General features: G+C 64.5%; 20 protein-coding genes and 1 pseudogene. 9 read left to right on the forward strand and 12 right to left on the reverse strand.

The window, feature by feature from the left end; genetic code table 11:
* Positions 1 to 323, reverse strand: a pseudogene (locus ACSLE4_RS02890) (hypothetical protein); the annotation flags it as partial.
* 275 nt (positions 324 to 598) lie between these two features.
* On the opposite strand from ACSLE4_RS02890, the gene ACSLE4_RS02895 reads away from it, so the two are divergent.
* On the forward strand, positions 599 to 742 hold the full coding sequence (locus ACSLE4_RS02895; protein ID WP_435902988.1) for a type II toxin-antitoxin system RelE/ParE family toxin: 144 nt from the start codon (positions 599 to 601) through the stop codon (positions 740 to 742).
* Between the two features lie 4 nt (positions 743 to 746).
* Positions 747 to 1,034 (forward strand): HigA family addiction module antitoxin, encoded by a 288-nt coding sequence (locus ACSLE4_RS02900; protein ID WP_435902989.1) that lies wholly within the window; start codon positions 747 to 749, stop codon positions 1,032 to 1,034.
* Positions 1,035 to 1,056: 22 nt separating this feature from the next.
* On the opposite strand, the gene egtD is transcribed toward ACSLE4_RS02900, so the two are convergent.
* Positions 1,057 to 2,055, reverse strand: a complete 999-nt coding sequence (egtD, locus tag ACSLE4_RS02905; RefSeq protein WP_435902990.1) for an L-histidine N(alpha)-methyltransferase — start codon at positions 2,053 to 2,055, stop codon at positions 1,057 to 1,059.
* Positions 2,055 to 3,344, reverse strand: a complete 1,290-nt coding sequence (egtB, locus tag ACSLE4_RS02910; RefSeq protein WP_435902991.1) for an ergothioneine biosynthesis protein EgtB — start codon at positions 3,342 to 3,344, stop codon at positions 2,055 to 2,057. The genes egtD and egtB overlap by 1 nt, the downstream gene beginning before the upstream one ends.
* Positions 3,345 to 3,471: 127 nt before the next feature.
* Between egtB and ACSLE4_RS02915 the strand changes: the two genes are divergently transcribed.
* The gene (locus tag ACSLE4_RS02915; protein WP_435902992.1) at positions 3,472 to 3,951 is read left to right on the forward strand and encodes an MmcB family DNA repair protein; all 480 of its coding nucleotides are present in this window, start codon (positions 3,472 to 3,474) and stop codon (positions 3,949 to 3,951) included.
* A 6-nt stretch (positions 3,952 to 3,957) separates the two neighbouring features.
* On the opposite strand, the gene ACSLE4_RS02920 is transcribed toward ACSLE4_RS02915, so the two are convergent.
* Positions 3,958 to 4,596, reverse strand: coding sequence for a TetR/AcrR family transcriptional regulator (locus tag ACSLE4_RS02920; RefSeq protein WP_435902993.1), 639 nt, complete (start codon positions 4,594 to 4,596; stop codon positions 3,958 to 3,960).
* Positions 4,597 to 4,834: 238 nt separating this feature from the next.
* On the opposite strand from ACSLE4_RS02920, the gene ACSLE4_RS02925 reads away from it, so the two are divergent.
* Positions 4,835 to 5,794, forward strand: a complete 960-nt coding sequence (locus tag ACSLE4_RS02925; RefSeq protein WP_435903005.1) for a homocysteine S-methyltransferase family protein — start codon at positions 4,835 to 4,837, stop codon at positions 5,792 to 5,794.
* A 7-nt stretch (positions 5,795 to 5,801) separates the two neighbouring features.
* On the opposite strand, the gene ACSLE4_RS02930 is transcribed toward ACSLE4_RS02925, so the two are convergent.
* Positions 5,802 to 6,374, reverse strand: a complete 573-nt coding sequence (locus ACSLE4_RS02930) for an ActR/PrrA/RegA family redox response regulator transcription factor (RefSeq protein ID WP_435902994.1) — start codon at positions 6,372 to 6,374, stop codon at positions 5,802 to 5,804.
* A 208-nt stretch (positions 6,375 to 6,582) separates the two neighbouring features.
* The gene (locus ACSLE4_RS02935) at positions 6,583 to 7,986 is read right to left on the reverse strand and encodes an ActS/PrrB/RegB family redox-sensitive histidine kinase (RefSeq protein ID WP_435902995.1); all 1,404 of its coding nucleotides are present in this window, start codon (positions 7,984 to 7,986) and stop codon (positions 6,583 to 6,585) included.
* 65 nt (positions 7,987 to 8,051) lie between these two features.
* Here ACSLE4_RS02935 and ACSLE4_RS02940 point away from each other — a divergent pair, with 65 nt between their 5' ends.
* The 5 genes from ACSLE4_RS02940 (at position 8,052) to ACSLE4_RS02960 (ending at position 12,645) form a co-directional block, all read left to right on the forward strand.
* Entirely contained in the window at positions 8,052 to 8,873 is an 822-nt protein-coding gene (locus ACSLE4_RS02940) for an ABC transporter ATP-binding protein (protein ID WP_435903006.1), read from the forward strand.
* Between the two features lie 14 nt (positions 8,874 to 8,887).
* Positions 8,888 to 9,724: an ABC transporter permease gene (locus tag ACSLE4_RS02945; protein WP_435903007.1), complete on the forward strand. Its 837-nt coding sequence runs from the start codon at positions 8,888 to 8,890 to the stop codon at positions 9,722 to 9,724.
* 5 nt (positions 9,725 to 9,729) lie between these two features.
* A complete protein-coding gene (locus ACSLE4_RS02950) occupies positions 9,730 to 10,332 on the forward strand; it encodes an SCO family protein (protein WP_435902996.1) in 603 nt (200 codons plus the stop codon).
* 109 nt (positions 10,333 to 10,441) lie between these two features.
* Positions 10,442 to 11,713, forward strand: coding sequence for a polyhydroxyalkanoate depolymerase (locus ACSLE4_RS02955; RefSeq protein WP_435902997.1), 1,272 nt, complete (start codon positions 10,442 to 10,444; stop codon positions 11,711 to 11,713).
* 89 nt (positions 11,714 to 11,802) lie between these two features.
* On the forward strand, positions 11,803 to 12,645 hold the full coding sequence (locus ACSLE4_RS02960) for a M48 family metallopeptidase (RefSeq protein WP_435902998.1): 843 nt from the start codon (positions 11,803 to 11,805) through the stop codon (positions 12,643 to 12,645).
* Between the two features lie 10 nt (positions 12,646 to 12,655).
* Here the strand turns inward: ACSLE4_RS02960 and ACSLE4_RS02965 are convergent, their stop codons facing one another.
* The 6 genes from ACSLE4_RS02965 to ACSLE4_RS02990 all read right to left on the reverse strand — a co-directional run.
* On the reverse strand, positions 12,656 to 14,671 hold the full coding sequence (locus tag ACSLE4_RS02965) for a transglycosylase domain-containing protein (RefSeq protein ID WP_435902999.1): 2,016 nt from the start codon (positions 14,669 to 14,671) through the stop codon (positions 12,656 to 12,658).
* Between the two features lie 181 nt (positions 14,672 to 14,852).
* Positions 14,853 to 17,285: a DNA topoisomerase (ATP-hydrolyzing) subunit B gene (gene gyrB / locus ACSLE4_RS02970; protein WP_435903000.1), complete on the reverse strand. Its 2,433-nt coding sequence runs from the start codon at positions 17,283 to 17,285 to the stop codon at positions 14,853 to 14,855.
* 67 nt (positions 17,286 to 17,352) lie between these two features.
* A complete protein-coding gene (gene recF, locus ACSLE4_RS02975; protein ID WP_435903001.1) occupies positions 17,353 to 18,546 on the reverse strand; it encodes a DNA replication/repair protein RecF in 1,194 nt (397 codons plus the stop codon).
* Positions 18,543 to 19,658 carry a DNA polymerase III subunit beta gene (gene dnaN / locus ACSLE4_RS02980; RefSeq protein WP_435903002.1) on the reverse strand — a complete coding sequence of 372 codons (1,116 nt, stop codon included), beginning with the start codon at positions 19,656 to 19,658 and terminating at the stop codon, positions 18,543 to 18,545. The genes recF and dnaN overlap by 4 nt, the downstream gene beginning before the upstream one ends.
* A gap of 199 nt (positions 19,659 to 19,857) precedes the next feature.
* Entirely contained in the window at positions 19,858 to 21,318 is a 1,461-nt protein-coding gene (gene dnaA / locus ACSLE4_RS02985) for a chromosomal replication initiator protein DnaA (protein WP_435903003.1), read from the reverse strand.
* Between the two features lie 111 nt (positions 21,319 to 21,429).
* Positions 21,430 to 21,751 (reverse strand): rhodanese-like domain-containing protein (locus ACSLE4_RS02990; RefSeq protein ID WP_435903004.1); only part of this gene is annotated, 322 nt, incomplete at its 5' end.

The following is a 21,751-nucleotide window of genomic DNA, read 5'->3' on the forward strand; positions in this document are numbered from 1 at the left end:
CCTTCGAGAATCTGCGCGCAATAGACCTCGTCCGGCTTGTCGCGGGTCGAGCCCAGCGCCGCGGAAGGCGTGCGGGCGATAGCGTCGAGCTGCTCCGCCGTAAACCGCGTGAGGTCGACCAACTCACCGCTGCGCCCCTCTCCGCCGCGGCCTTTGGCGATGCCACGCACGCCGTGGCGCATGCCGAAGATCTGCCGGACCTTGCCGGATGCGGCCAAGCCTTGCTGCAAGCCCTCCACCACGCCCGCCAGCGACTGGTTGATGACCGCGGTCGGGCCGCCAGATTGCCCGATGACCGCGCTGCCGCTTGGAAGATCAGCCACGCTCTATCCCCTCTTTGCTTTGCGAGGCGGCACCATGCCCAACGGTTTCGGCGCTGGCAAGTTGCCGCAATTTCATCACCGCGACGCGGACACACCTTGTAGTTCACCGAACCACGTAGTACGTTGTTGCCGCGATCCGGTCATGGCGCAACGCCGCCAGCCGAAAGGTTTGGGAGGGCGGAAAGCCCAACCAGTTTGGCGGTCTCGACTTCGAGGCCGCAATCGACCTGCTTCTGGCGCTCAATGCCGCCAAGACGCATTAGGATCTCGATCCGTTGAAGAGCGTCGGATTGCACAAGCTCACGGGTGAAAGGAAAGGCCAGTGGGCCATGACTGTAAATGCGCGGTGGCGGATCTGCTTCCACTATCGCAAGGGCGATGCATACGATGTCGAGATCGTCGACTACCACAGAGGATGAACCTATGCCCCCTGTCGCACATCCAGGCCGGTTGCTGAAGCGCGAGCTCGCCGCGCGCGGCTTGAGCGCGAACCGGCTGGCGCTGGACCTCGGCGTCCCGTCGGGACGCATCACCGACATTCTGAACGGACGGCGTTCAATCACAGCCGATACGGCCATACGGCTCGGCCGCTATTTCGGCAATGCCGCCCAGTTCTGGCTCGACTTGCAGAGCCAATACGACATAGCGAGGATCGAACGCGAGAAGGGTGAAGAGATCGCTCGCCGCGTGCGTCCGGCGGATGCGGCCTGAATCCCCGGGGTGAAGTTTCCGACTAGCTGGCTCGCAACAGATGTAGGCTGAAGAGATCGCCCGTGTCGGTCCACGCTTTGACCGGCAGCCATCCCGCGCTTTGCGCCAGCGCCTGAAACTCCGGCAACGAATATTTATGCGAGTTCTCGGTGTGGATGCGCTCGCCCTTCGCGAAGGAGAAGCTGCGTCCCATGACACGGACGTCCTGGTCCGTGAGGCTTTGGAGATAGATCTCGATGCGGCCCTTCGCGTCGTTGTAGATGGCCGTGTGCGCAAAGCGGGTGGTGTCGAAATCGCCGTCGAGCTCCCGATTGATGCGCGCCAGCAGATTGAGACTGAAAGCGGCGGTGACGCCCTCCTCGTCGTCATAGGCGGGCAACAGGATATCGAGGCGCTTCTTCAGGTCGACACCGATGAGGAATGCGCTGCCCGCGCCTAGGAGCTCTGCCGCGCTTTCGAGGAACGCCTTCGCCTCCTCATGCGTGAGATTGCCGATGGTCGAGCCGGAGAAGAAACCGAGCCGCTCGCCCCGCGGCGCGCCGGCAAGCGTGCGCGTGCGCGTGAAGTCGCCGACGAGGGGCTTGACGTTCAGTCCGGGATGTTTGGCCTCGAGGCGCTTAGCCGCGTCCGCCAGGAAAGACTCCGAAACGTCGATGGGGATGTAGGTGTCGAGCTCGGCGAGCGCCTCGATGAGAAGGCTCGTCTTGCGGCTGGAGCCCGAGCCGAACTCCACGAGAGTATCCACGTCGCCCGCGAGCGCGGCGATTTCATTGCCGAACGCGTCGAGCAGCGCAGTCTCGGTGCGCGTCGGGTAGTACTCTTCGACCCGGGTGATCTCCTCGAACAGCGCCGAGCCTGTCGCGTCGTAAAGGAAGCGCGAGGGGATGCTGCGCGTACGCTGGGCGAGGCCTTGCAGCACCGCGTCCGCGAACTCCGCAATCTCGGCCGCGCGCCTCGCGGACTTGGCTGCCGAGGCGGAGGTCCGGCCCTCGGCCAGCAAAGAGGAGATGTCGCTTGCCATTACGCGTCGGCCGCGAGACGCAAGCCGGTGAACTGCCAGCGTTGATGGGGATAGAAGAAGTTGCGATAGGTCTGCCGCACATGCCCTTGGGGCGTGGCGCAGGAGCCGCCCTTGAGCACGAACTGGTTGCACATGAATTTGCCGTTGTACTCGCCGACGGCGCCGGGCGCGGCCTTGAAGCCCGGGTAGGGGAGGTACGCGCTTGCGGTCCACTCCCACACATCGCCGAACATCTGCGCGAGTCCGTCTCCGGCCGTGGCGGGGAGCGGCCGCAAGTGGTCGGCGCCGAGATCGCGCCCCTCGACAGGAAGTCCCGCCGAGGCGACCTCCCACTCGAACTCCGAGGGGAGCCGGTAGCCGGCCCAGCGCGCGAATGCGTCCGCCTCGAAGAAGCTCACATGGGTGACGGGCGCTGCCGGGTCCACCGGGCGATAGCCGAGCAGGCTCATCTGCATGTAGCCGCCTTCGGCCTCCTCAAAATAGAGAGGTCCGCGCCAGTCTTGCGCATTGATCGTATTCCAGCCGTCGGCGAGCCACAGCGTGGCGGTTTCGTACCCGCCGTCCTTGATGAATTCGATCCACTCCGCGTTGGTGACGCAGCGATTGGCGAGCGTGAAGGGGCGCAGTAGTTGCTCGTGCCTTGGACCCTCGTTGTCGTAGGCGAAGCCGGTTCCGTCATGGCCGACCTCGTAGATCCCGCCATCGAAAGGCGTGAACGCGAGCGGCACGGCCGCATGCGTTGAAACGCCGGGATCGGCCTCGCGATAGGCGGGCTTCAGCGGCCCGGCCGCGAACAGACTCAAAATGTCGGTAAGCAGCAATTCTTGGTGCTGCTGCTCGTGATTGATGCCGAGCTCGATGAATGCCTCCGCCTCGGCCGACGGGCCTTGCGCGAAAAAAGCCCCGAGCGCGTCGTCCACATGGGCGCGATAGGCGCGCACGGCCTCCGTGGAGGGGCGTGTGAGCAATCCGCGCTTCGGGCGCGGATGCCGCGGTCCGACGCTCTCGTAGTAGGAGTTGAAGCAATATTCGAAACTGTCGTCGAACAGCCGGTAGCCGGGCATGAAGCGCGGCAGCACGAACGCTTCGAAGAACCACGTGGTGTGCGCGAGATGCCATTTGGTGGGGCTCGCATCGTCCATGGCCTGGACGACTTGATCCTCATCGCTCAGCGGCTCTGCCAGCCGGGGCGACAGGCGTCGTGTCGCCATCAGGCGGTCGCGAAGGGATGTCGGCTTGGTAGAGGCTTCCCGCCGGGGCTCGGCGAGAATGGTATGGCTCAGGCTCATGGTTCCTCCCGTGGGGCTCGGGGACCTGACTCGCAACGCGCCATTTAGCAGCTTGTTCCGGCTCAGGAAACGAGCAACCATGCACAATTCCGTGACGATTGTTTGATTTTAAAGAAGAAGCTCTCCCTTGCGCGATCCCCAACAGGACACCATGATTTCGCACGACGGGCGCCAATCGCAGGCCGCCGCGGCGTTGCAGCGCGGCGTTTGCCGCAACTTTCGCGCTCTGGGCTATTCGGTCGTGTGTGAATTGCCGCTTGCCAATGGGCGGCGCGCCGACGTGGTGGGCTTATCGCCGTCGGGCGACATTTATATCGTCGAGATAAAGTCATGCCTGATCGACTACCGCACGGACGGGAAATGGCACGAATATCTCGACTATTGCGACCGGCTCTACTTCGCCGTGGCCGCCGATTTTCCTTGTGAGGTCATTCCGGAAGATGCGGGCCTGATCCTCGCCGACCGTTACGGCGCGGAGCTGGTGCGCGAGCCGGCCGAGGATCGGCTCAACGCGGCCAGACGCAAGGCCATGATGCTGTGCTTCGCGCGCGCTGCGGCGCTGCGCCTTCAACATCATCTCGATCCCGGCTGCGGCTTCGAGAGCTGATAGGCGTCATGCGCCGACGAACACGGTGCGCACGAAGTCCCGGTAAAGCAACATCTGGCGCGGCAGCGCCGACCTGTCATGGACGACCCGTGACAGGATGATGCCGCCATCGACCACCACCGACAGCATGTCCGCGACATCGTCGAGATCGACGGGGAGCTTCGGCGGGTATTTGGCCGCGATAAGATCCAGACGCTCGCGGAACCGGTCGCGCCAGGCGATGACCGTCGATGTGGTGAGATCGCGCACGTCCCTGTCGAACAGCCGGTCCTGATAGCAATACGCCGCAATGAGGCAGCCGGGATGGCCGTTGGGCAGATCGGCGAAAACTTCCGACATCATCTTGAGCAAGACGAGAAAGCCGTGCAGCGGGTCCTCGTTGAGCTCGTCGGCGCGTCTGAAGAGATCATCGAAGAGAGCGTTCTCGCGTTCGATGTAGCGCTCCAACAAGGCCTTGGCCAAGGCGCCCTTGTCGCTGAAGTGATAGAAGAAGCCGCCCTTGGTGATGCCGACGGCGGCGATGAGCTCGTCGATCGAAGTCGCGGCGAAACCCTTCTCGAGCACGCCGGCCTCGGCCGCGTCGAGGATGCGCTCGCGGGTGTCCGCGCTCTTTCGCTGGATGAGGGGCTCTGCTGCGTTCGTCATCCGAAGCCTCTCCACGACTGTACCACGAGTCCAGTTGACCGGTACCGACCGCATCCTGAGCCACCGTCCACAGCGCGGCGAAAGCCAAATAAACCAAGGATGTTCTAGCAATTTAGCCTGACAGCCAAGCCATACCACGAGTTCACTGGCGGCGTCTCCGCTCCAGGCCCATCTAAACGCCGAACCAGCCACCCCCCGTGCCCTGCGAACAGGAGATACGTTCATGACGCCAACCAACCTGCCCAAGTACCGCCACCCTTTTCTTCCGCTTGACGGCGGACGCTTTCTCACCGACGGCGGGCTCGAAACGTCTCTTATTTTCCAAGAGGGGTGGGATCTGCCCGCCATGGCCGCCTTCGTACTCATGGAGACCGAACAAGGCCGCAACGCCGTGCGCGATTATTTCGACCGCTACGTGCCGATGGCGGTAGCCCGCAAGGTTGGCTTCATTTTTGAAAGCCCGACATGGCGGGCCAACCCCGATTGGGGCGTCAAGATCGGCTACCCGCTCGACAAGCTCGCGCAGATCAACCGCGACAGCATCGAGCTGATGCGTGAGATCCGCGCCAAGTTCGAGAGCCCGCACACGCCGATCTTGATCAGCGGCTGCATCGGACCCCGCGGTGACGGCTACGACCCGGGCGAATTGATGAGCCCGGAGGAGGCGCAAGCCTATCATGCCTGGCAGATCGGCGTGTTCAGGGATGCCGGCTGCGACTGCATCACAGCCATGACCATCACCAATATCAACGAGGCCGTCGGCTTGGCGCGCGCGGCCGAAGCGGCCGAGATGCCGTGCGTGATCTCCTTCACCGTGGAAACCGACGGGCGCTTGCCGACGGGACACACCCTGGCGGAGGCCATCGAGGCCGTGGATGCCGAGACCGGTTCGGCGCCCGCCTACTACATGATCAACTGTGCTCACCCCACACATTTCGTGCCGACGCTCGCGAGCGGTGCGGACTGGGTGCGTCGCGTTCGCGGCGTCCGCGCGAACGCTTCCCAATGCAGCCACGCGGAACTCGACAACTCGACCGAGCTCGATAGCGGAAACCCGCGCGAGCTCAGTGAGGAATATGCCGAACTCTTGGAGCGGCTACCGCACCTCAACGTCCTCGGCGGCTGTTGCGGAACCGACCATCGCCATATCGAGGCGATCAGCCGGGTCTGCTACGGCCGAGACCGAAAGGCGGCATAGGGAAAAGCTATTTCGGCGCGCGCTTGGCGAGAATGCGCTGAAGCGTACGGCGATGCATGTTGAGCCGCCGGGCCGTCTCCGAGACGTTGCGATTGCACAGCTCGTAGACACGCTGGATGTGCTCCCAGCGCACGCGGTCGGCCGACATCGGGTTCTCCGGCGGCGGTGCCTTGTCGTCAGGCGAGGCGACAAGCGCGTTGTAGACGTCGTCCGCGTCAGCGGGCTTCGCCAGGTAGTCCACGGCGCCGATCTTCACGGCGGTCACCGCGGTGGCGATATTGCCGTAGCCTGTGAGCACCACGGCGCGCGAATCGGGCCGCAGCTCCTTCAACGTGGCAATCACGTCGATGCCGTTGCCGTCGTCGAGGCGCATATCCACCACGGCGAAAGCCGGCGGGCGGCGCTTGAGCATGCCAAGGCCTTCCTCGACCGATGCAGCCGCATCGACCTCAAACCCGCGCGCTTCCATGGCGCGGGCGAGCCGCTGAAGAAAGGCGCGGTCGTCGTCGACGATCAAAAGGGTATTGTCCGGCGGCGGGCTGAGGTCCTGTGACATGGTCGAGACCGGCTGGACGTCCATTGCTGAGCTCCTTGTCGTGACTAGCGAGCCCAACCCTGACGTAACCTCCCAAGAGTCTTTGTGAAATTGTTGTGGCGTGTAGGTAGGGTCTTTCGCGTGGCGAGGCAAGGCTTGGCGGCGCGCAACCGCCGATCAAAGTGAACGGAATCCGGGAAAAATTGGCAAGTTTCGGTCCCAAGACCCGGAAAACCCGCGACAAAGTTTCAAATCAGAGAAAAGACGCCGGTTCGGGGACCTCATCGCCCGGCGCCTTCTCGAACTTGGCGCGTGGCCAGATCACGGTCACCACGGCGCCGGCCCGCGGCTCGGCCCGGTTGGCGAGTTCGAGCCGGGCACCGGAGCGCTCGAGCAGGGTCTTGGCGATGAAGAATCCGAGCCCCATGCCGATATGCTCGTCCGGCTGTTCCTCGCCTCGACTCTTCCCCGGGCGGGTGGTGACAAACGGCTCGCCGAGCTGCTCCAGCACGTTCGGCGGAAACCCCTCGCCGTCGTCGGCGATGACGAACCGCACCTCGTCCTGAGTCCAGGTGGCGTCGACCTCGACCGTGTGGGCCGCGAAGTCGATGGCGTTCTCCACGAGATTGCCGAGACCATAGATCACGCCAGGATTGCGCTGTGTCACCGGCTCGCGGGCCGCGGCGCTGCGCGGCTCCAGCCCGTCACGCGGCCCGATCTCCACCTCGATGGGAACGCCGAGCAGGCGATGCGGCTCGACCACCTCCTCGATCAGATGGCTAACGGGCATGCGCGACACGATGATGTCGAGTTCCTCGCCGCGCCCCGCAAGCTCCTTCAGGATCTCGCGGCAGCGCTCGGCCTGCGCGCGCAACAGAAGCAGGTCGTCGTGATGACGGTCCGCCTTGTCGGCGTCGCGCAACAGCTCCTTGGTGACGACGGCGATGGTGGCGAGCGGTGTGCCCAGGCCGTGCGCCGCGGCCGCGGCCAGCCCATCTAGCGCGGAAAGCTTCTGCTCGCGCGCCAGCACCATCTCGGCGGCGGCCAGAGCCTCGGCCATGCGGCGGCCTTCCTCCGCCGTACGCCAGGAATAGAATCCGATAAAGAGGATGCCGGAGACCACCGCAGCCCACACGCCGAGCACGTATGGCATCGGCAGATTGAGCTGAGAATCGTGAAACCAGGGAAGCGGGTAGTGGAAGGTGGTGAGCAAGCTCGCCGCCCCGATGGCGAGCACGCCGAGCGCCACCGTAATCCGCAAGGGCAGCGTGGAGGCCGACACGGTGACCGGCGCGATCATCAGAAACGCGAACGGGTTCTCCAGTCCGCCGGTGAGGTAGAGCAGCGCCGCAAGCTGAAGAATGTCGTAGCCCAGCAGGATGAAGGCGGAATTGCTGCGCAACCGCTGGCTCGCGGGAAAGCGAATGCGCAAAGCCACGTTGAGCCAGGCGGACAGCGCGATGACCGCAAAACACCCGCCGATCGGCAAGTCCATGCCGAGCACCCAATAGGCGCCGACGACCGTCAGGCTCTGGCCGAGCACTGCAAGCCAGCGCAAGCGCACGATGGTCTGGAGACGCAACCGGCTTTCGCCCGCGCGCAGCCATTCCGGCACGGATGCCTCCGGGGCGGTTTGACTATTGTTCAGTACGGCCATAGGTGAACCCTAGCACGTTGGCGGTGAGCCATAATTCGGACAAAGCAGGTGCGCAGCGCAAGAAAATGGTTGAGGCGGCTCGAAAATTTGCTGGAGACGGCGCTGGCGGCAGCGATTTCGCGCAAGCGCCCGTCGTCGTGCGCGGCCTCGCCAAGAACTACGGCGCCGTCACGGCCGTCGATCACATCAGTTTTACCATTGAAGCCGGGACGACCGTGGCGCTGCTCGGCGGCAACGGTGCCGGCAAGACCACGACCATTGCCATGCTGCTTGGGCTGATCGAGCCGAGCGCGGGCGAGGTGCGCGTGTTCGGCGCCGATATGAGCCGCAACCGCTATGACGTGGCTCAGCGCATCAACTTCCAGAGCCCTTACGTGGATCTGCCGGCGCGGCTCACCGTCAAGGAGAACCTCACCGTCTATGCGGGCCTTTACGGCATCGCCAACGCGGGAGAACGCATCGCCAGCGTCGCCGAGCATTTGCAGATCGATATGTTGCTCGACCGTCCGACGGGAAAGCTCTCCGCCGGACAGAAGACGCGCGTCGGTCTCGCCAAGGCGCTGCTCAATGCACCGGAGTTGCTTTTGCTCGACGAACCGACGGCCTCGCTCGATCCCGACACCGCCGATTGGATCCGCCGCAAGCTGAAAGACTATGCGCGCGAGCGTAACGCCACGCTTCTGATCGCCTCGCACAACATGGCCGAGGTGGAACGTCTCGCCGACCGGGTGATCCTGCTGCAGGCCGGACGCATCGTCGAGGACGAGACGCCGCGCGCGCTGATCGAGAATTACGGCCGCGAGACGCTGGAGGACGTGTTCCTCGATGTTGTGCGCGGCCGCACGGCGCAAAAGCTCGCGGCGGAACCGGATCGGAAAGCGTCGTGAGTTCGCCGCAAGCCATGCCTAGCGTGGAGCCTGTGCTCCTGCCGCCGAACGGCGTGTCCGCCTCGCTGCGCCGCATCGCGGCGCTCGTGCGGCGCTATATGTATCTGCTGCGCAGTTCCGGCGTGCGGCTGGTGGAGCTGATCTATTGGCCATTCCTCCAGATGCTGACCTGGGGCTTTCTCCAGAAATATCTCGCTGGCACGGACAATCCTTATGCGCAGGCCGCGGGCGTGCTCATCGGCGCGGTGCTGCTGTGGGACATTCTGTTCCGCTCCAAGATCGGCTTCTCCACCACGTTCATCGAGGAGATGTGGTCGCGCAATCTCGGCAATCTGCTGACGAGCCCGTTGCGGCCCTACGAACTTGTCGCCGCGCTCAGCCTGTGGAGCATCATCAGGCTCGCCGTCAGCATGGTGCCGGTCGCCATCGCCGCATTCTTTTTCTTTGGCTTCAATCTGCTCGATCTCGGACTGGCGCTCGTTGCCTTCTTCTTCGTGCTGGTGCTCACGAGCTGGTCGCTTGGTCTGATCGCCGCGGGCGTCATCCTGCGCTACGGACTCGGCGCCGAGGAACTGGCCTGGTCGCTGGCCTTTCTTCTGCTGCCGTTCACCTGCGTCTATTATCCCGTCTCGGTGCTGCCCGATTGGCTACAGCCGGTTGCACTCGCGCTCCCGCCGACGCATGTCTTCGAGGGCATGCGCGCGATTCTTTTGGAGCACACATTCAACCCGACGGATCTTTTGTGGGCGCTTGGCCTGAACGTGGTTTATCTGGCCGCGGGCTATGCCACGTTCAGTTGGTTTCTCGGCAGTGCGCGGAAGAACGGCACGCTGCTGCAACTTGGTGAGTGAGGACGATGCGACGACCTTGGCTCTTGGTGATTGTCGGCGGTTTTCTGCTCGGCTCTCTGATCGGCATGGCTGCGTTGATCTTCAACACGGACATGCAGCAGAAGCGCGTGGTTACCAGTGGCACCGCGCTGATCGGCGGTCCGTTCGAGCTCGTCGGCAAGAATGGCAAGACCGTCACCGATCAGGACTTTCGCGGGCGTTACATGCTCGTGTTCTTCGGCTTCACGCACTGTCCCGACATTTGCCCCGCGGAGCTTCAGGTCATGGGCGCGGCGTTGGATGAATTGGGAGCGGACGCGGACAAAGTCGTGCCGATTTTCATCACGCTCGATCCCGAGCGCGACACGCCTGAAGCGGTCTCTGCATACGTGGCGAACTTCGGTCAGAACTTCGTCGGGCTCACCGGCTCGCCGGAGGCGATTGCAAAAGCGGCAAAGGCCTACCGCGTGAGCTATCAAAAGTTTCAGGACGAGAGCATGGGCGACAATTACAGCATCGACCATTCGGCGCTCGTTTACCTTATGGGCCCCGACGGCAAATTTGTTGCGCACATTCCCTACGGCACACCCCCCGACAAAATGGCTGAAACACTGCGTCGTTATCTTTAACAGCGCGGCGGATGCGCCCTGCGGCCATCTGTCATTGCACCGCAGCATAGAATCACCATTTCATCTTGCGATGCAGCATTAGAATGCTGCTGAGTCGGAGGACTCTTAAATGCTGTACCACCTCTACGAACTGAACCAGGCCGCGTTGCATCCGGCCCGGGCCACGGCGGAGGCCTACCGGCTGCTGTGGCGCAATCCGCTGAACCCGGCCTCGCATACGGCGCTGGGCCGCGGTGCCGCGGCCGCGCTCGAAATGTTCGAGCGCTCCACGCGCCGCTATCGCAAGCCTACCTGGGACATCGACACGGTCGAGGTAGACGGCGCATCGGTCGCGGTCGCGCCGCACACCGTTCTGTCGAAGCCTTTCTGCAATCTCGTGCATTTCGCTAGAGACTTGCCGGCGACGCGGACCAAGAAGGATCCGAAGGTTCTTGTGGTGGCGCCCATGGCGGGGCATTTCGCGACGCTGCTGCGTGGCACCGTTCGCGACCTGTTGCCAGATCACGATGTCTACGTCACCGAGTGGCATGATGCGCGCTTCGTGCCGCGGGCCGCGGGCCCTTTCGATCTCGACGTGTACATAGACTACATCACTGAGTTCCTTGAGTTCTTCGGTGGCGACGTGCATGTCATGGCCGTCTGTCAGCCGACCGTGCCGGTGTTCGCCGCCGTGTCGCTGATGGAGGCGAGGCGCGACCACGCCGCACCGCGCTCCATGATCCTGATGGCGGGGCCGATCGACGCGCGCGAAAGCCCGACGGCCGTCAATCGCTTCGCTGTGACCAAGCCCCTGAGCTGGTTCCGCCACAACGTCGTCACCCAGGTTCCGTGGCCCTATCCCGGCATGATGCGTCTCGTCTATCCGGGGTTCCTTCAACTGTCGGGCTTCATGGGCATGAATATCGACCGGCACCTGACCGCCCACCGCGATCTGTTCCACAATCTGATCCGCGGCGATGGCGACTCCGCCGACAAGCACCGGGAGTTCTATGACGAGTTCCTGGCGGTCATGGATCTTACGGGCGAGTACTATCTCCAGACCATCGAGACCGTGTTCCTGGAGCACAGGCTGCCCAAGGGCGAGATGCACCATCGGGGCACGCCCGTGGACCCCTCCAAGGTCCATCGGGTGGCGCTGATGACGGTCGAGGGCGAGAAGGACGATATCTCCGGGATCGGCCAGACCGGAGCTGCCCAAACATTGTGCAAAAACCTCCCCGAAGGCATGCGCGAACACCATTTGCAGCCCGACGTCGGCCACTACGGCGTTTTTAATGGTTCGCGCTTCCGGGGCGAAATTTTGCCGAAAATCCGGGGTTTTGTCAGAGCCCACCAGCGCCCTAGAAGCGTGCTCAAGCGCGCTTTGGCTAGGGTTGCCTAAACCACAGGCGAGCGTTCCCGCAAGCCCCTGTGCTACGCTGGGTCCCTCAGATTCGGTGGCCAACCAAGTGTAGCAGTAGGGAGCTTGGCATGCTGAAGCGGCTCAATCTCGGGCGGGGCGAGACCATAGAAGTCAAAATTAGGGGCTTGGATATCCCCATGCTGCTCCGGCGGAGCGTCCGTGCGCGCCGCTTCAGTCTTCAGGTCAGCGAAGCCCGCCGGGGCGCCGTTCTGACCATGCCGGCCTATTCGAGCTTCGCCGAGGCCGACGAGTTTCTCTCGCGCCATTTGGACTGGCTGAAGGAGCGCGTGGCGGGCCTGCCAGAGCCTGTTCCCTTCACCGAAGGCGCGATCATTCCCTTGCGCGGTTTGGCCCATGTCCTGCGCTTCGAGGGCTCCGTGCGCCGCCGTGGCGTGGTGTGGGTCGAGGAGCCCGAGGACGCGAAGATCGCCCCGGCCTGGCCGGCCGGCGCACGCGTGGCCAAGAGGCGCCTGCCGCGGCTCCATGTCTCCGGCGAGGAGGAGCACGGTCCGCGCCGCCTGCTCGATTGGCTGAAACGCCAGGCCCATTTCGATCTCAAGCTGCGGGTCGACCTGCACGCGAAGCGCCTGAACCTGAAGCCGAAGCGCATCTTCGTCCGCGATCAGACCACGCGCTGGGGCTCGTGCTCCACGTCCGGCGCGCTGTCCTTCTCCTGGCGGCTGGTGCTGGCGCCGCCCTTCGTGCTCGACTATCTCGCCGCGCACGAGGTGGCCCATCTCGCCCATATGAATCACGGCCCGCGCTTCTGGGCCCTGGTGGCGCGCACCATGCCGCGGCATGAGGAAGCACGGAACTGGCTGCACAAGCACGGCTCCAGCCTGCATGCCTACGGGGCCGACGGCCTGTCCCAGCCTTCGCAAGGCACGTCGCCCACCGCCAGCATCGAATAGGTATCGGGGACTAGCCGCCGCCGAGAAAGCCGAAGACGCGTTGATAGAACGGCCGGTCTTGGCCGGCGCTCTTGCTGTTGTCGGCCTGGGCGCCGAAGGGCAGGCGGGCGGCGATGGTGTCTTGGCTGGGCCGGGGGCCGCGTGTGCCAGGCAGCGGCAACGGCGCCTTGTCCTGGTGCGCATAGAGCATGATGTCGTGCCACAGCGAGGCCGGCAGCGTGCCGCCCGTGACCTTCTTCATGCGCGTGTTGTCGTCATTGCCGATCCACACGCCGGCCACGTAGTGGGCCGTGTAGCCGACGAACCAGGCATCGCGTGAGTTCTGGGTCGTGCCGGTCTTGCCGCCGGCCACGTGGCCGGGAATCGCCGCGCGCTTGCCCGTGCCGCGCACCAGCGCCGAATTCAGCATGTCGTTCATGGCGCCCACGTTGTGGAGCGCGACCACCTGGCCGGTGGAAGATTTGCGGCGCTGATACAGCACCTTGCCGTCGCCGTTGCGGATACGGGTAATGACATGGGGCAGCACGCGCATGCCCCCATTGGCAAATGGGGCATAGGCGCCCGCAAGCTCCAGCAGCGTCACTTCGCCGGTGCCGAGCGCGATTGAGGGCTGGGCATGCAGCTCGGATCGGATGCCGAGGCGCTGTGCCGTCTGCATCACGCGCTGGGGCCCGACCTGCGACGTCAGCTTCACGGCCACCGTGTTGAGCGAATGGGCCATGCTGTAGCGCAGCGTGACCTTGCCCTTGTAGTCGTTGGTGTAGTTCTTGGGCTGCCAGCCGCCGATATTGACCGGCCCGTCATAGGCGATCGAATCCGGCGTATAGCCGGCTTCCAGCGCCGTCAGATAGACGAACGGCTTGAAGGCCGAGCCCGGCTGGCGGCGGGCCTTCAGCGCTCGGTCGTAGGGGCTCGCCTTGTAGGAGCGGCCGCCGACCAAGGCTTTCACCGCGCCGGTCGCGGGATCGAGCACCACCACGGCGCCTTCGCCCGCGTGCAACGCGCGGCCTTCCCCGTCGAGCAGCTTGCGGAGCTGCTCTTGCGAGGCGCGCTGCAGCCGCGCATCGATGGTGGTGTCGACGATCAGCGCGCCGTCATGCTCGCCCACATATTCGGGCAGGAGCTCCGCCACCCAGTCGACCGCGTAAGGATAGCCGGTGTCGTCGCCCTTGGCGCGAAGGGCCAGGGTCTGCTGCCCGGCGGCGTCGGCTTGCGCGCCGGTGAGGAAGCCGGCATCCACCATGTTGTCGAGCACGACTTCGGCCCGGGCGCTGGCCGCCTTGACGCTGCGTGTGGGCGCGTAGCGCGACGGCGCCTTCAGGAGCCCCGCGAGCATCGCCGACTGGGGCAGGGAGACGTCGCGCGCCGACCTGTCGAAATAGTGCCGGGCCGCGGCCTCCACGCCATACGTGCCGCCGCCGAAATAGACCCGGTTGAGATAGAGCTCGAGAATCTCGTCCTTGGTGAAGCGCTGCTCCAGCCACACCGCGTAGATCAGCTCTTCGAGCTTACGGACCATCGTGCGCTCAGGCTTAAGGAACAGGTTCTTGGCGAGCTGCTGGGTGATGGTCGAGCCGCCCTCGACCACGGTACCGGCGGTGAGATTGCGATAGCTGGCGCGCGCCAGACCCACGGGGTCGATGCCGAAATGCGAATAGAAGCGCCGGTCTTCCGTCGCCATCACCGCCTTGATGAGATGGTCGGGCAGCACGTCGACGCGGATATGGCCCCGGCGTAAGCCCCGCTCGGCAAGCACCGCGCCGTCGGCGGCGAGAATGGTGACATTGGGCGGCCGGTTGTCGAGCGTGGCGAGCAGCGGGTCCGGCACCCGCGAGATGAAATAGACCACCGCGCCGCCGAGCACGATCGTACCCCAGATCGTGGCCAGCATGCCGAAACGCAGCGCCTTGAAGACGTAAGGATGGCGTCGGGCGGCGCGCTTGAGGCGCACCCAGGCGCTCGCGCGCTTTCGTTGCGGGCGGCGCTTTGACGGCGGCCTGCGCCGCGAAAGCGTCTTTGGCGCCACGCGCCGGCGGCCTTTGCCTAGAGGATTGGGCCTGCGCTTCGCGCCGCTCATGTCAACTCACGCTTAAGGAAACACACGGAAAACGACCCTCTCCGCGGGAGAGGGAGAATCGCAAGGCTCATCGCGGGGAAACCTTAAGGGCCGCGCCTTGCCATGGCGTTAAGGATGCGGCGAAGGGCGGCTACACGTCCAGATTGGCGACCTGGAGCGCGTTGTCCTGGATGAACTCGCGCCGGGGCTCGACCAAGTCGCCCATCAGCCGCGAGAAGATGTCGTCGGCGTCCTCGCCTTCCTTGATCTTCACTTGCAAGATGGTGCGGCTCTCCACGTCGAGCGTGGTCGCCCACAGCTGGTCGGGGTTCATCTCTCCGAGACCTTTGTAACGCTGAAGCGACAGGCCCTTCTGGCCGGTTTCCATCACCGCGTTCAAGAGGTCGGAGGGCCCGTAGACGAATAGGCGCGTCTCCTTGCGCTTCAAGGTGGCCGGCTTGGCATAGACCTCTTGTAGGTGCCCCGCGTACTGGTCGAGCTTGAGCGCGTCGGCGGAGGCGATGAACGGCCCGTCGATCAGATGGGATTCCATCACGCCGCGCAGTTCACGCCAGAAGCGAAGCCCGCCCTCGGGCAACGCCTCGCCATGCCAGCCCTGCTCGGTCTCCTCCGACAGCACGTCGAGCCGCCGGGCGATATAGGCGGCCGCCTCTTGCGCTTCCTTGGCCTCCTTGAGGAATTTCGGGGCAAGCGCCCCTGCGATGGCCGCTTGCTCGATGATGAACCGCGGGTAGCGGTTGTGCAGACCGCTCAGGATGCTCGTGATCTTGCGCGCCTGATTGACGATGTCGCGCAAGTCCCCGCCGCCCCGCGCGGCGTTGTCGCCGGTCAAGAGCACGGCGTCTTCGAGCCCTTCGCCGATCAGATAGTCCTGGAGGCTCGTCTCGTCCTTGAGATAGCGCTCTTGGTTGCCGCGCTTCACCTTGTAGAGAGGAGGCTGGGCGATGAAGAGATGACCCGCCTCGATGATCGGCAGCATTTGCCGGTAGAAGAAGGTGAGCAGCAGCGTGCGGATATGCGAACCATCCACGTCCGCGTCCGTCATGATGATGATCTTATGGTAGCGGAGCTTCGCCACATCGAACTCATCGCCGATGCCCGTGCCGAGCGCGGTAATGAGCGTGCCGATTTCCTGGCTCGACAGCATCTTGTCGATGCGCGCGCGCTCCACGTTGAGGATCTTGCCACGCAGAGGCAGCACGGCCTGGAACGCCCGATCGCGCGCCTGCTTGGCGCTGCCACCGGCGGAATCGCCCTCGACCAGGAAGAGCTCCGACTTGGCGGGGTCGCGTTCCTGACAGTCGGCGAGCTTGCCCGGAAGTGAGGCCACGTCGAGCGCGCCTTTGCGGCGGGTGAGATCGCGAGCCTTGCGCGCGGCTTCGCGCGCCGCCGCGGCTTCCACGATCTTCTGCACAATGTTGCGCGCTTCGCCCGGGTTCTCCTCGAACCATTGCGACATCCGCTCGGCCATCACGCTTTCGACCACGGGGCGCACTTCCGAGGAGACGAGCTTGTCTTTGGTCTGGCTCGAGAATTTGGGATCCGGCACTTTCACCGAGAGCACGCAGGTGAGGCCTTCGCGCGCGTCGTCACCGGTGAGAGCCACCTTCTCCCGCTTGGCGATGCCCGACTCCGCGGCATAGGTGTTGACGGTGCGTGTTAGCGCCGCGCGGAAGCCAGCCAGATGCGTGCCGCCGTCGCGCTGCGGGATGTTGTTGGTGAAGCACAAGACGTTCTCGTGATAGCTGTCGTTCCACCACAAGGCGGCTTCCACGGTGATCCGGCTTTGCGTCTTCTCCACCACGACAGGCTCGGTGATGAGCGGGTGCTTGGTGCGGTCCAGGAACTGCACGAAGGCGCGCAAGCCGCCTTCATAGTGCAGCTCTTCGGTCTTTGGCTCCACGCCGCGCAGGTCCGATAGGATGATGCGCACGCCGGAATTCAAAAAGGCGAGCTCGCGCAAGCGATGCTCCAGCGTCGCGTAGTCGAACTCGATCATGGTGAAAGTGTCGGTGCTCGGCACGAAGGTGATGCGCGTGCCGGTCTTGCCTTTGGCGTCGCCGGTCGCTTTGAGCGGCGCCTCGGGTACACCGTGGACGAAGCGAAGTTGGTGCTCCTTGCCGTCGCGCCAGATGGTGAGCTCAAGCAGGCTCGACAGCGCGTTCACCACGGACACGCCGACGCCATGTAGACCGCCCGACACCTTGTAGGAGTTCTGGTCGAACTTCCCGCCGGCATGGAGCTGCGTCATGATCACTTCGGCCGCCGAGACGCCTTCGCCCTTGTGGATCTCGGTCGGAATCCCGCGGCCGTTGTCTTCCACGGTCACCGAGCCTTCGGCGTTGAGCGTCACGTTGATCGCGTCGCAATAGCCCGCGAGCGACTCGTCGATGGCGTTATCCACCACTTCGTAGACCATGTGGTGAAGCCCCGAGCCGTCGTCGGTGTCGCCGATATACATGCCCGGCCGCTTGCGCACGGCATCGAGCCCTTTCAGCACTTTGATCGACTCTGCACCGTAGTCGGCAGCGGCTTCAGCCTTGCGTTTGGCAGCTGGTGTCATGGTTCCCTGAGGTGTCTTTGAAGGTGGTCTTAGGTCTTCCGCTGGGGGCTTCGAGAGGCCCCCTGATTCACACGCTGATACTACCCCGATTCACCGCCAAGATTTGGGCATCTTGCGCAATCGGCGAAAAAAGTTCTCTGTCTGTTCCAGTCATCCAGGCCTGGGCCCCAAGCCGCAGAATTTCGCCAAAAAGTGCCTCCCGCCGGGCCGCATCCAGATGCGCCGCGACCTCGTCCAGGAGGACAAGCGGGGCGGTGCCCTCGAGCTTCTTGATCAGCTCGGCTTTGGCCAGGACGAGGCCGAGAAGGAGGGCCTTTTGCTCCCCCGAGGAGCACTGGGCGGCGGGCGCGTTCTTTGGCCCATGCACTACTAATAGGTCGCTCAGATGCGTTCCTTCAAGGGTGCGCGACGCCGCACGATCCCGCTCCCGGCCCTCCTCCAAAAGGATGCGGAACAGGTCCTCAACCTCCGTGGCCGAGCGGGTCGAAAGCTCCGTTTCGAGCGTACCGTGGAGCGCCAGCACCGCATGGGGGAAGGGGCCTTGCCCACGGGTCTCCTGGGTCTCCTCGATGAGCGCCGTCAGCCGCTCGACCGCGTCGAGCCGGGCGGCGGCGACAGCCACGCCCGCTTCCGCCATCTGCTCCTCAAGCCCCTCGAACAGGGCGCGCGAATACTCCCGCATCTGGAACAGACGATTGCGCTGGCGCATGGCCCGGTCGTACCGGGAAAGCGGCGTGCGCATCTTCGGATCGATGGCGAGCATCAGCCGGTCGAGGAAGCGCCGGCGCTCCGAGGCCGCGCCCGTGAACAGCCCGTCCATGGCGGGGATCAGGAACACGTGCTTGACGTAGTCCCCGAGCCCGCCTGTGCTGCGGTCCTTGCCGGCGATGCGCACGGTGCGGCCCGCGCCTTCCTCGCGCGTACCCGGTAAGAAGCCGGTGCCGATCTCGACCTCGCCGTGCCGCGTCGAAACCGTCGCGGCAATCGCAAACCCTCCGGCGCCGTCCTTGCGCGCGAGCTCCGCGTAGGGGCGCCCGCGCAGGCCGTGACCCGCGCCGAGCAGTGACACCGCTTCGAGGAGATTGGTCTTGCCCGAACCGTTGTCGCCCACGAGCACGACGGGTCTCGCGTCGAGATCGAGCCGCGCCTGCCCATAGTTGCGGAAGTCGGTGAGCTTGAGCGTGCGGACGGCAAGCCGCTCGGGGCCGGGGCGGGACGTCTGCGCGTCGTCGATATCGTGCTCGCGCGGCTTTGCGCTCATACCCGCATCGGCATGAGCACGTAGAGCGCCGACGGATCTTTCACGTCGCGCACCATGGTGGGCGAGCCCGGATCGGCGAGCAGGAATTCGGCCGCTTCGCTTTCGAGCTGCTGCGAAATGTCGAGCAGATAGCGGGCGTTGAAGCCGATCTCGAGCGGATCGAAGCCATACTCGACGGAAAGCTCCTCCGTGGCGCTGCCCGACTCGGGGTTGTTCACCGACAGTGTCAGCTTGCCGTCCGTGAGCGCGAGCTTCACCGCGCGGCCCTTGTCGCTGGAAAGCGTCGAGACGCGGTCCACGGCCTGGGCGAAACTGGCGTTGTCCACTTCGAGCCGCTTGTCGTTTCCTTGCGGGATGACGCGCTCATAGTCCGGGAAGGTGCCGTCGATCAGCTTTGAGGTGAGCACGACGCGCCCGTCGGAGATTTTGATCTTCGACGGCGATAGCTCGATGCGGACCTCGCCGTCCTCGTTCTCCACGAGCTTGGAGAGTTCCGTCACCGTCTTGCGCGGCACGATCACGCCGGGCATGCCCTTGGCGCCCGAGGGGAGCGGCAGCTCCACTTGCGCCAGCCGGTGTCCGTCCGTGGCGACGGCGCGCAAGGTCTCCTTGCCGTCGGTTTCCGCCTGGTGGAGGTAGATGCCGTTCAGGTAATAGCGCGTCTCCTCCGTGGAGATGGCGAAGCGCGTCTTCTCGATCAGACGCTTGAGGTCGGCGGCAGGCAGGGTGAAGGCATAGCCCAGATCTTCGATCGACAGCTCCGGGAAATCGTCCGCGGGCAGCGTCTGCAGCGAGAACTGCGCCGGGCCGCTGGTCATGACGAGCCGCTCCTGCTCGGCGTCGCGACTAAGCTCGATCTCGCCGTCGGGCAGCTTGCGCACGATGTCATAGAACATATGCGCCGGCACGGTGACGGCGCCGTCGCCCTTGGAGGTGCAGCCCACCGTCTCCACGAGCTCCATGTCGAGATCGGTCGCGGTGAGCTTCAACGTGTTCGAGCCGACCGTGAGCAGCACGTTCGACAGGATGGGAATGGTGTTGCGCCGCTCGACCACGCTGGCCACATGGGCGAGCGCCTTCGCGAGACCGGGCTTGTCGATAGTAAGGCGCATGGTTGGAGGATACCCCGAAAGCTAGCGTCTTTTTCGCTGGACGATCCCCAGCCGGAGCGCTTTTTCGGCTCCGGTGCGACCTGGTGAAGGCCTTGGCGAGGCGGGTGGAAAACCCGGTCGAACTTGCAGCGGTGCCGCGAAATTTGCAAGAGCGGCGGGAGGGGCCTTGGTCCAGACAAGGCCCCTCCCGCCTTTCCCTCTAGTCGCGCAGCAGGCGCTTCAGAAGCTCGATTTCCTCGCGGAGCTGGTTGTCGTCGGTCATGAGCTGCTCGATCTTGCGGATCGCGTGCAGCACGGTGGTGTGGTCGCGGTTGCCGAAGCGCCGGCCGATTTCGGGCAGCGACCGGGAGGTGAGCAGCTTGGCGAGGTACATGCCGATCTGCCGCGGCCGCACGATCGACCGGTTACGCCGCCCCGACAGGAGATCGCCGCGGTTGACCCCGTAATGCTTGGATACAGTCCGCAGGATGTCGTCGATGCGGACCCGCCGGGGCTCCGTGCCCCGCATGAGATCGCGCACGATCTGCTCGGCCCCGGCAATGGTGACGGGCTCGTCGGTGAGCTGGTAGCTCGCCCGCAAACGATGCACCGCGCCTTCGAGCTCGCGTCCGCTCTCCGTCAGCCGCTCGGCCAGGAACGCCAGCACGGTATCCGACACTTCGAGCCCCGCCGTCTCCGCGCAGGCCTCTTGCGCGCGCTTCTCAAGGATCTTGTGACGCAGTTCGTAGTCCATGGTCTTCATTTCGGCCACGAGCCCGCCGCCGAGCCTTGAGCGCATCCGCATGTCGAGCTTGTCGAGATGGGTCGGCGCCCGGTCCGCCGCGACCACCACCTGCCTGCCGCCATCGATCAGCGAGTTCAGCGTGTGGCAGAACTCCTGCTGGATGGTCGGACCTTGCAAGAACTCCATGTCGTCGATGACGAGGATGTCGATATTGCGGAGCTTCTCCTTGAAGGCGAGCGCATCGCGGGCGCGCAAGGCCTGCACGAAGCCGGACATGAAACGCTCGGCTGTGAGATAGAGCACCTCGGCTTCGGGGTTCTGCTGCTTCACCTCCCACGCGATGGCGTGCAGGAGATGCGTCTTTCCCAATCCTACATTTCCATGCAGAAACAATGGATTGAACGGCGACAGCGGGCTCGACGAGGCATGCGCCACTTGTTTGGCCGCGGCGTGCGCCAGCTTGTTCGAGTTGCCCACGACGAAGCTTGCGAAGCTCAAGCGCGGATCGAGCGGAGAACCCTCGAAGCCTTCATAGCCCGTGCGCAGCGGCATGGGCAGCTGTGCCCGGTCGGTCGCGGCCGGCGATGGGGCCTGACGCGCGCAGGGCGTTTCCTTGGGCGGTTCGACGGTGAAATGCGGCTGCCTCACGGTGAACTCGACCCGCTCGGCGCTCGGCCACTCGCCTTGCGCCTGCTTCAAGACCGAGTCGTAGTAGTGCGTTTTGAGCCAGTTCCGCAAAAAACGCGTGGCCACGCTGAGATGGACGATGTCGCCGTCCACCTCTTCGACCTCCACGCCCCTAAACCAGCTGGCGTAGACGTCTTCGCCCAGTTCGCCGCGCAACCGCGATTTTACCCGCGCCCAAGCGCTGCTTGGCGCGCGCTGCTCCTCTTGCTGGGGCTCTGCGTGTGGAGCCCGTGCCTGTGCCTCTGCCACGGTGTTGTTCTTTCCTATTCATTTTTTGTCGCGCCATTACGCACCGCACGCATCAACTTGAGCAGCCAACTGATAGACGCGGACAGCCACGACCGTCCCGTCGATCGGCCCCTAGCCTTGTTGCCAGGGCAGTCCGATCGCTTTCCAACCTTGTAGGGTGCCGCGATGTCGCGCGTCGTCGAGCGGGCCTTCGAACCCCTCCGAGACGTTATGACAGGCGCGATACCCCGCCGACGCCATTGCCCTGGCCGCGGCCAGGCTCCGGCTTCCCGAACGGCAAATGAAGAAAAGGTCGTCGTCTGACTGGACACCGAGCGCCTTCAACTCGTTGGCAAGGCGTTCGGCAAAGCGCGGATCCACGGACTGATCGGGAAAGGTCTGCCACTCCACGAGGACAGTCCGTTTGCCCAAAGGCCCGAGATCGGGAATCCCT

Origin of the sequence: Methyloceanibacter sp. (assembly GCF_051306395.1) — a bacterium.
Classification (GTDB): domain Bacteria; phylum Pseudomonadota; class Alphaproteobacteria; order Rhizobiales; family Methyloligellaceae; genus Methyloceanibacter.

Excerpts from the sequence above, each read along its gene's own strand:
- ACSLE4_RS02900 (WP_435902989.1), top strand. The coding sequence starts at position 747 with ATGCCCCCTGTCGCACATCCAGGCCGGTTGCTGAAGCGCGAGCTCGCC.
- egtD (WP_435902990.1), bottom strand. The coding sequence starts at position 2,055 with ATGGCAAGCGACATCTCCTCTTTGCTGGCCGAGGGCCGGACCTCCGCC.
- egtB (WP_435902991.1), bottom strand. The coding sequence starts at position 3,344 with ATGAGCCTGAGCCATACCATTCTCGCCGAGCCCCGGCGGGAAGCCTCT.
- ACSLE4_RS02920 (WP_435902993.1), bottom strand. The coding sequence starts at position 4,596 with ATGACGAACGCAGCAGAGCCCCTCATCCAGCGAAAGAGCGCGGACACC.
- ACSLE4_RS02930 (WP_435902994.1), bottom strand. The coding sequence starts at position 6,374 with ATGGACGTCCAGCCGGTCTCGACCATGTCACAGGACCTCAGCCCGCCG.
- ACSLE4_RS02935 (WP_435902995.1), bottom strand. The coding sequence starts at position 7,986 with ATGGCCGTACTGAACAATAGTCAAACCGCCCCGGAGGCATCCGTGCCG.
- ACSLE4_RS02940 (WP_435903006.1), top strand. The coding sequence starts at position 8,052 with ATGGTTGAGGCGGCTCGAAAATTTGCTGGAGACGGCGCTGGCGGCAGC.
- ACSLE4_RS02945 (WP_435903007.1), top strand. The coding sequence starts at position 8,888 with ATGCCTAGCGTGGAGCCTGTGCTCCTGCCGCCGAACGGCGTGTCCGCC.
- ACSLE4_RS02950 (WP_435902996.1), top strand. The coding sequence starts at position 9,730 with ATGCGACGACCTTGGCTCTTGGTGATTGTCGGCGGTTTTCTGCTCGGC.
- ACSLE4_RS02955 (WP_435902997.1), top strand. The coding sequence starts at position 10,442 with ATGCTGTACCACCTCTACGAACTGAACCAGGCCGCGTTGCATCCGGCC.
- ACSLE4_RS02960 (WP_435902998.1), top strand. The coding sequence starts at position 11,803 with ATGCTGAAGCGGCTCAATCTCGGGCGGGGCGAGACCATAGAAGTCAAA.
- gyrB (WP_435903000.1), bottom strand. The coding sequence starts at position 17,285 with ATGACACCAGCTGCCAAACGCAAGGCTGAAGCCGCTGCCGACTACGGT.
- recF (WP_435903001.1), bottom strand. The coding sequence starts at position 18,546 with ATGAGCGCAAAGCCGCGCGAGCACGATATCGACGACGCGCAGACGTCC.
- dnaN (WP_435903002.1), bottom strand. The coding sequence starts at position 19,658 with ATGCGCCTTACTATCGACAAGCCCGGTCTCGCGAAGGCGCTCGCCCAT.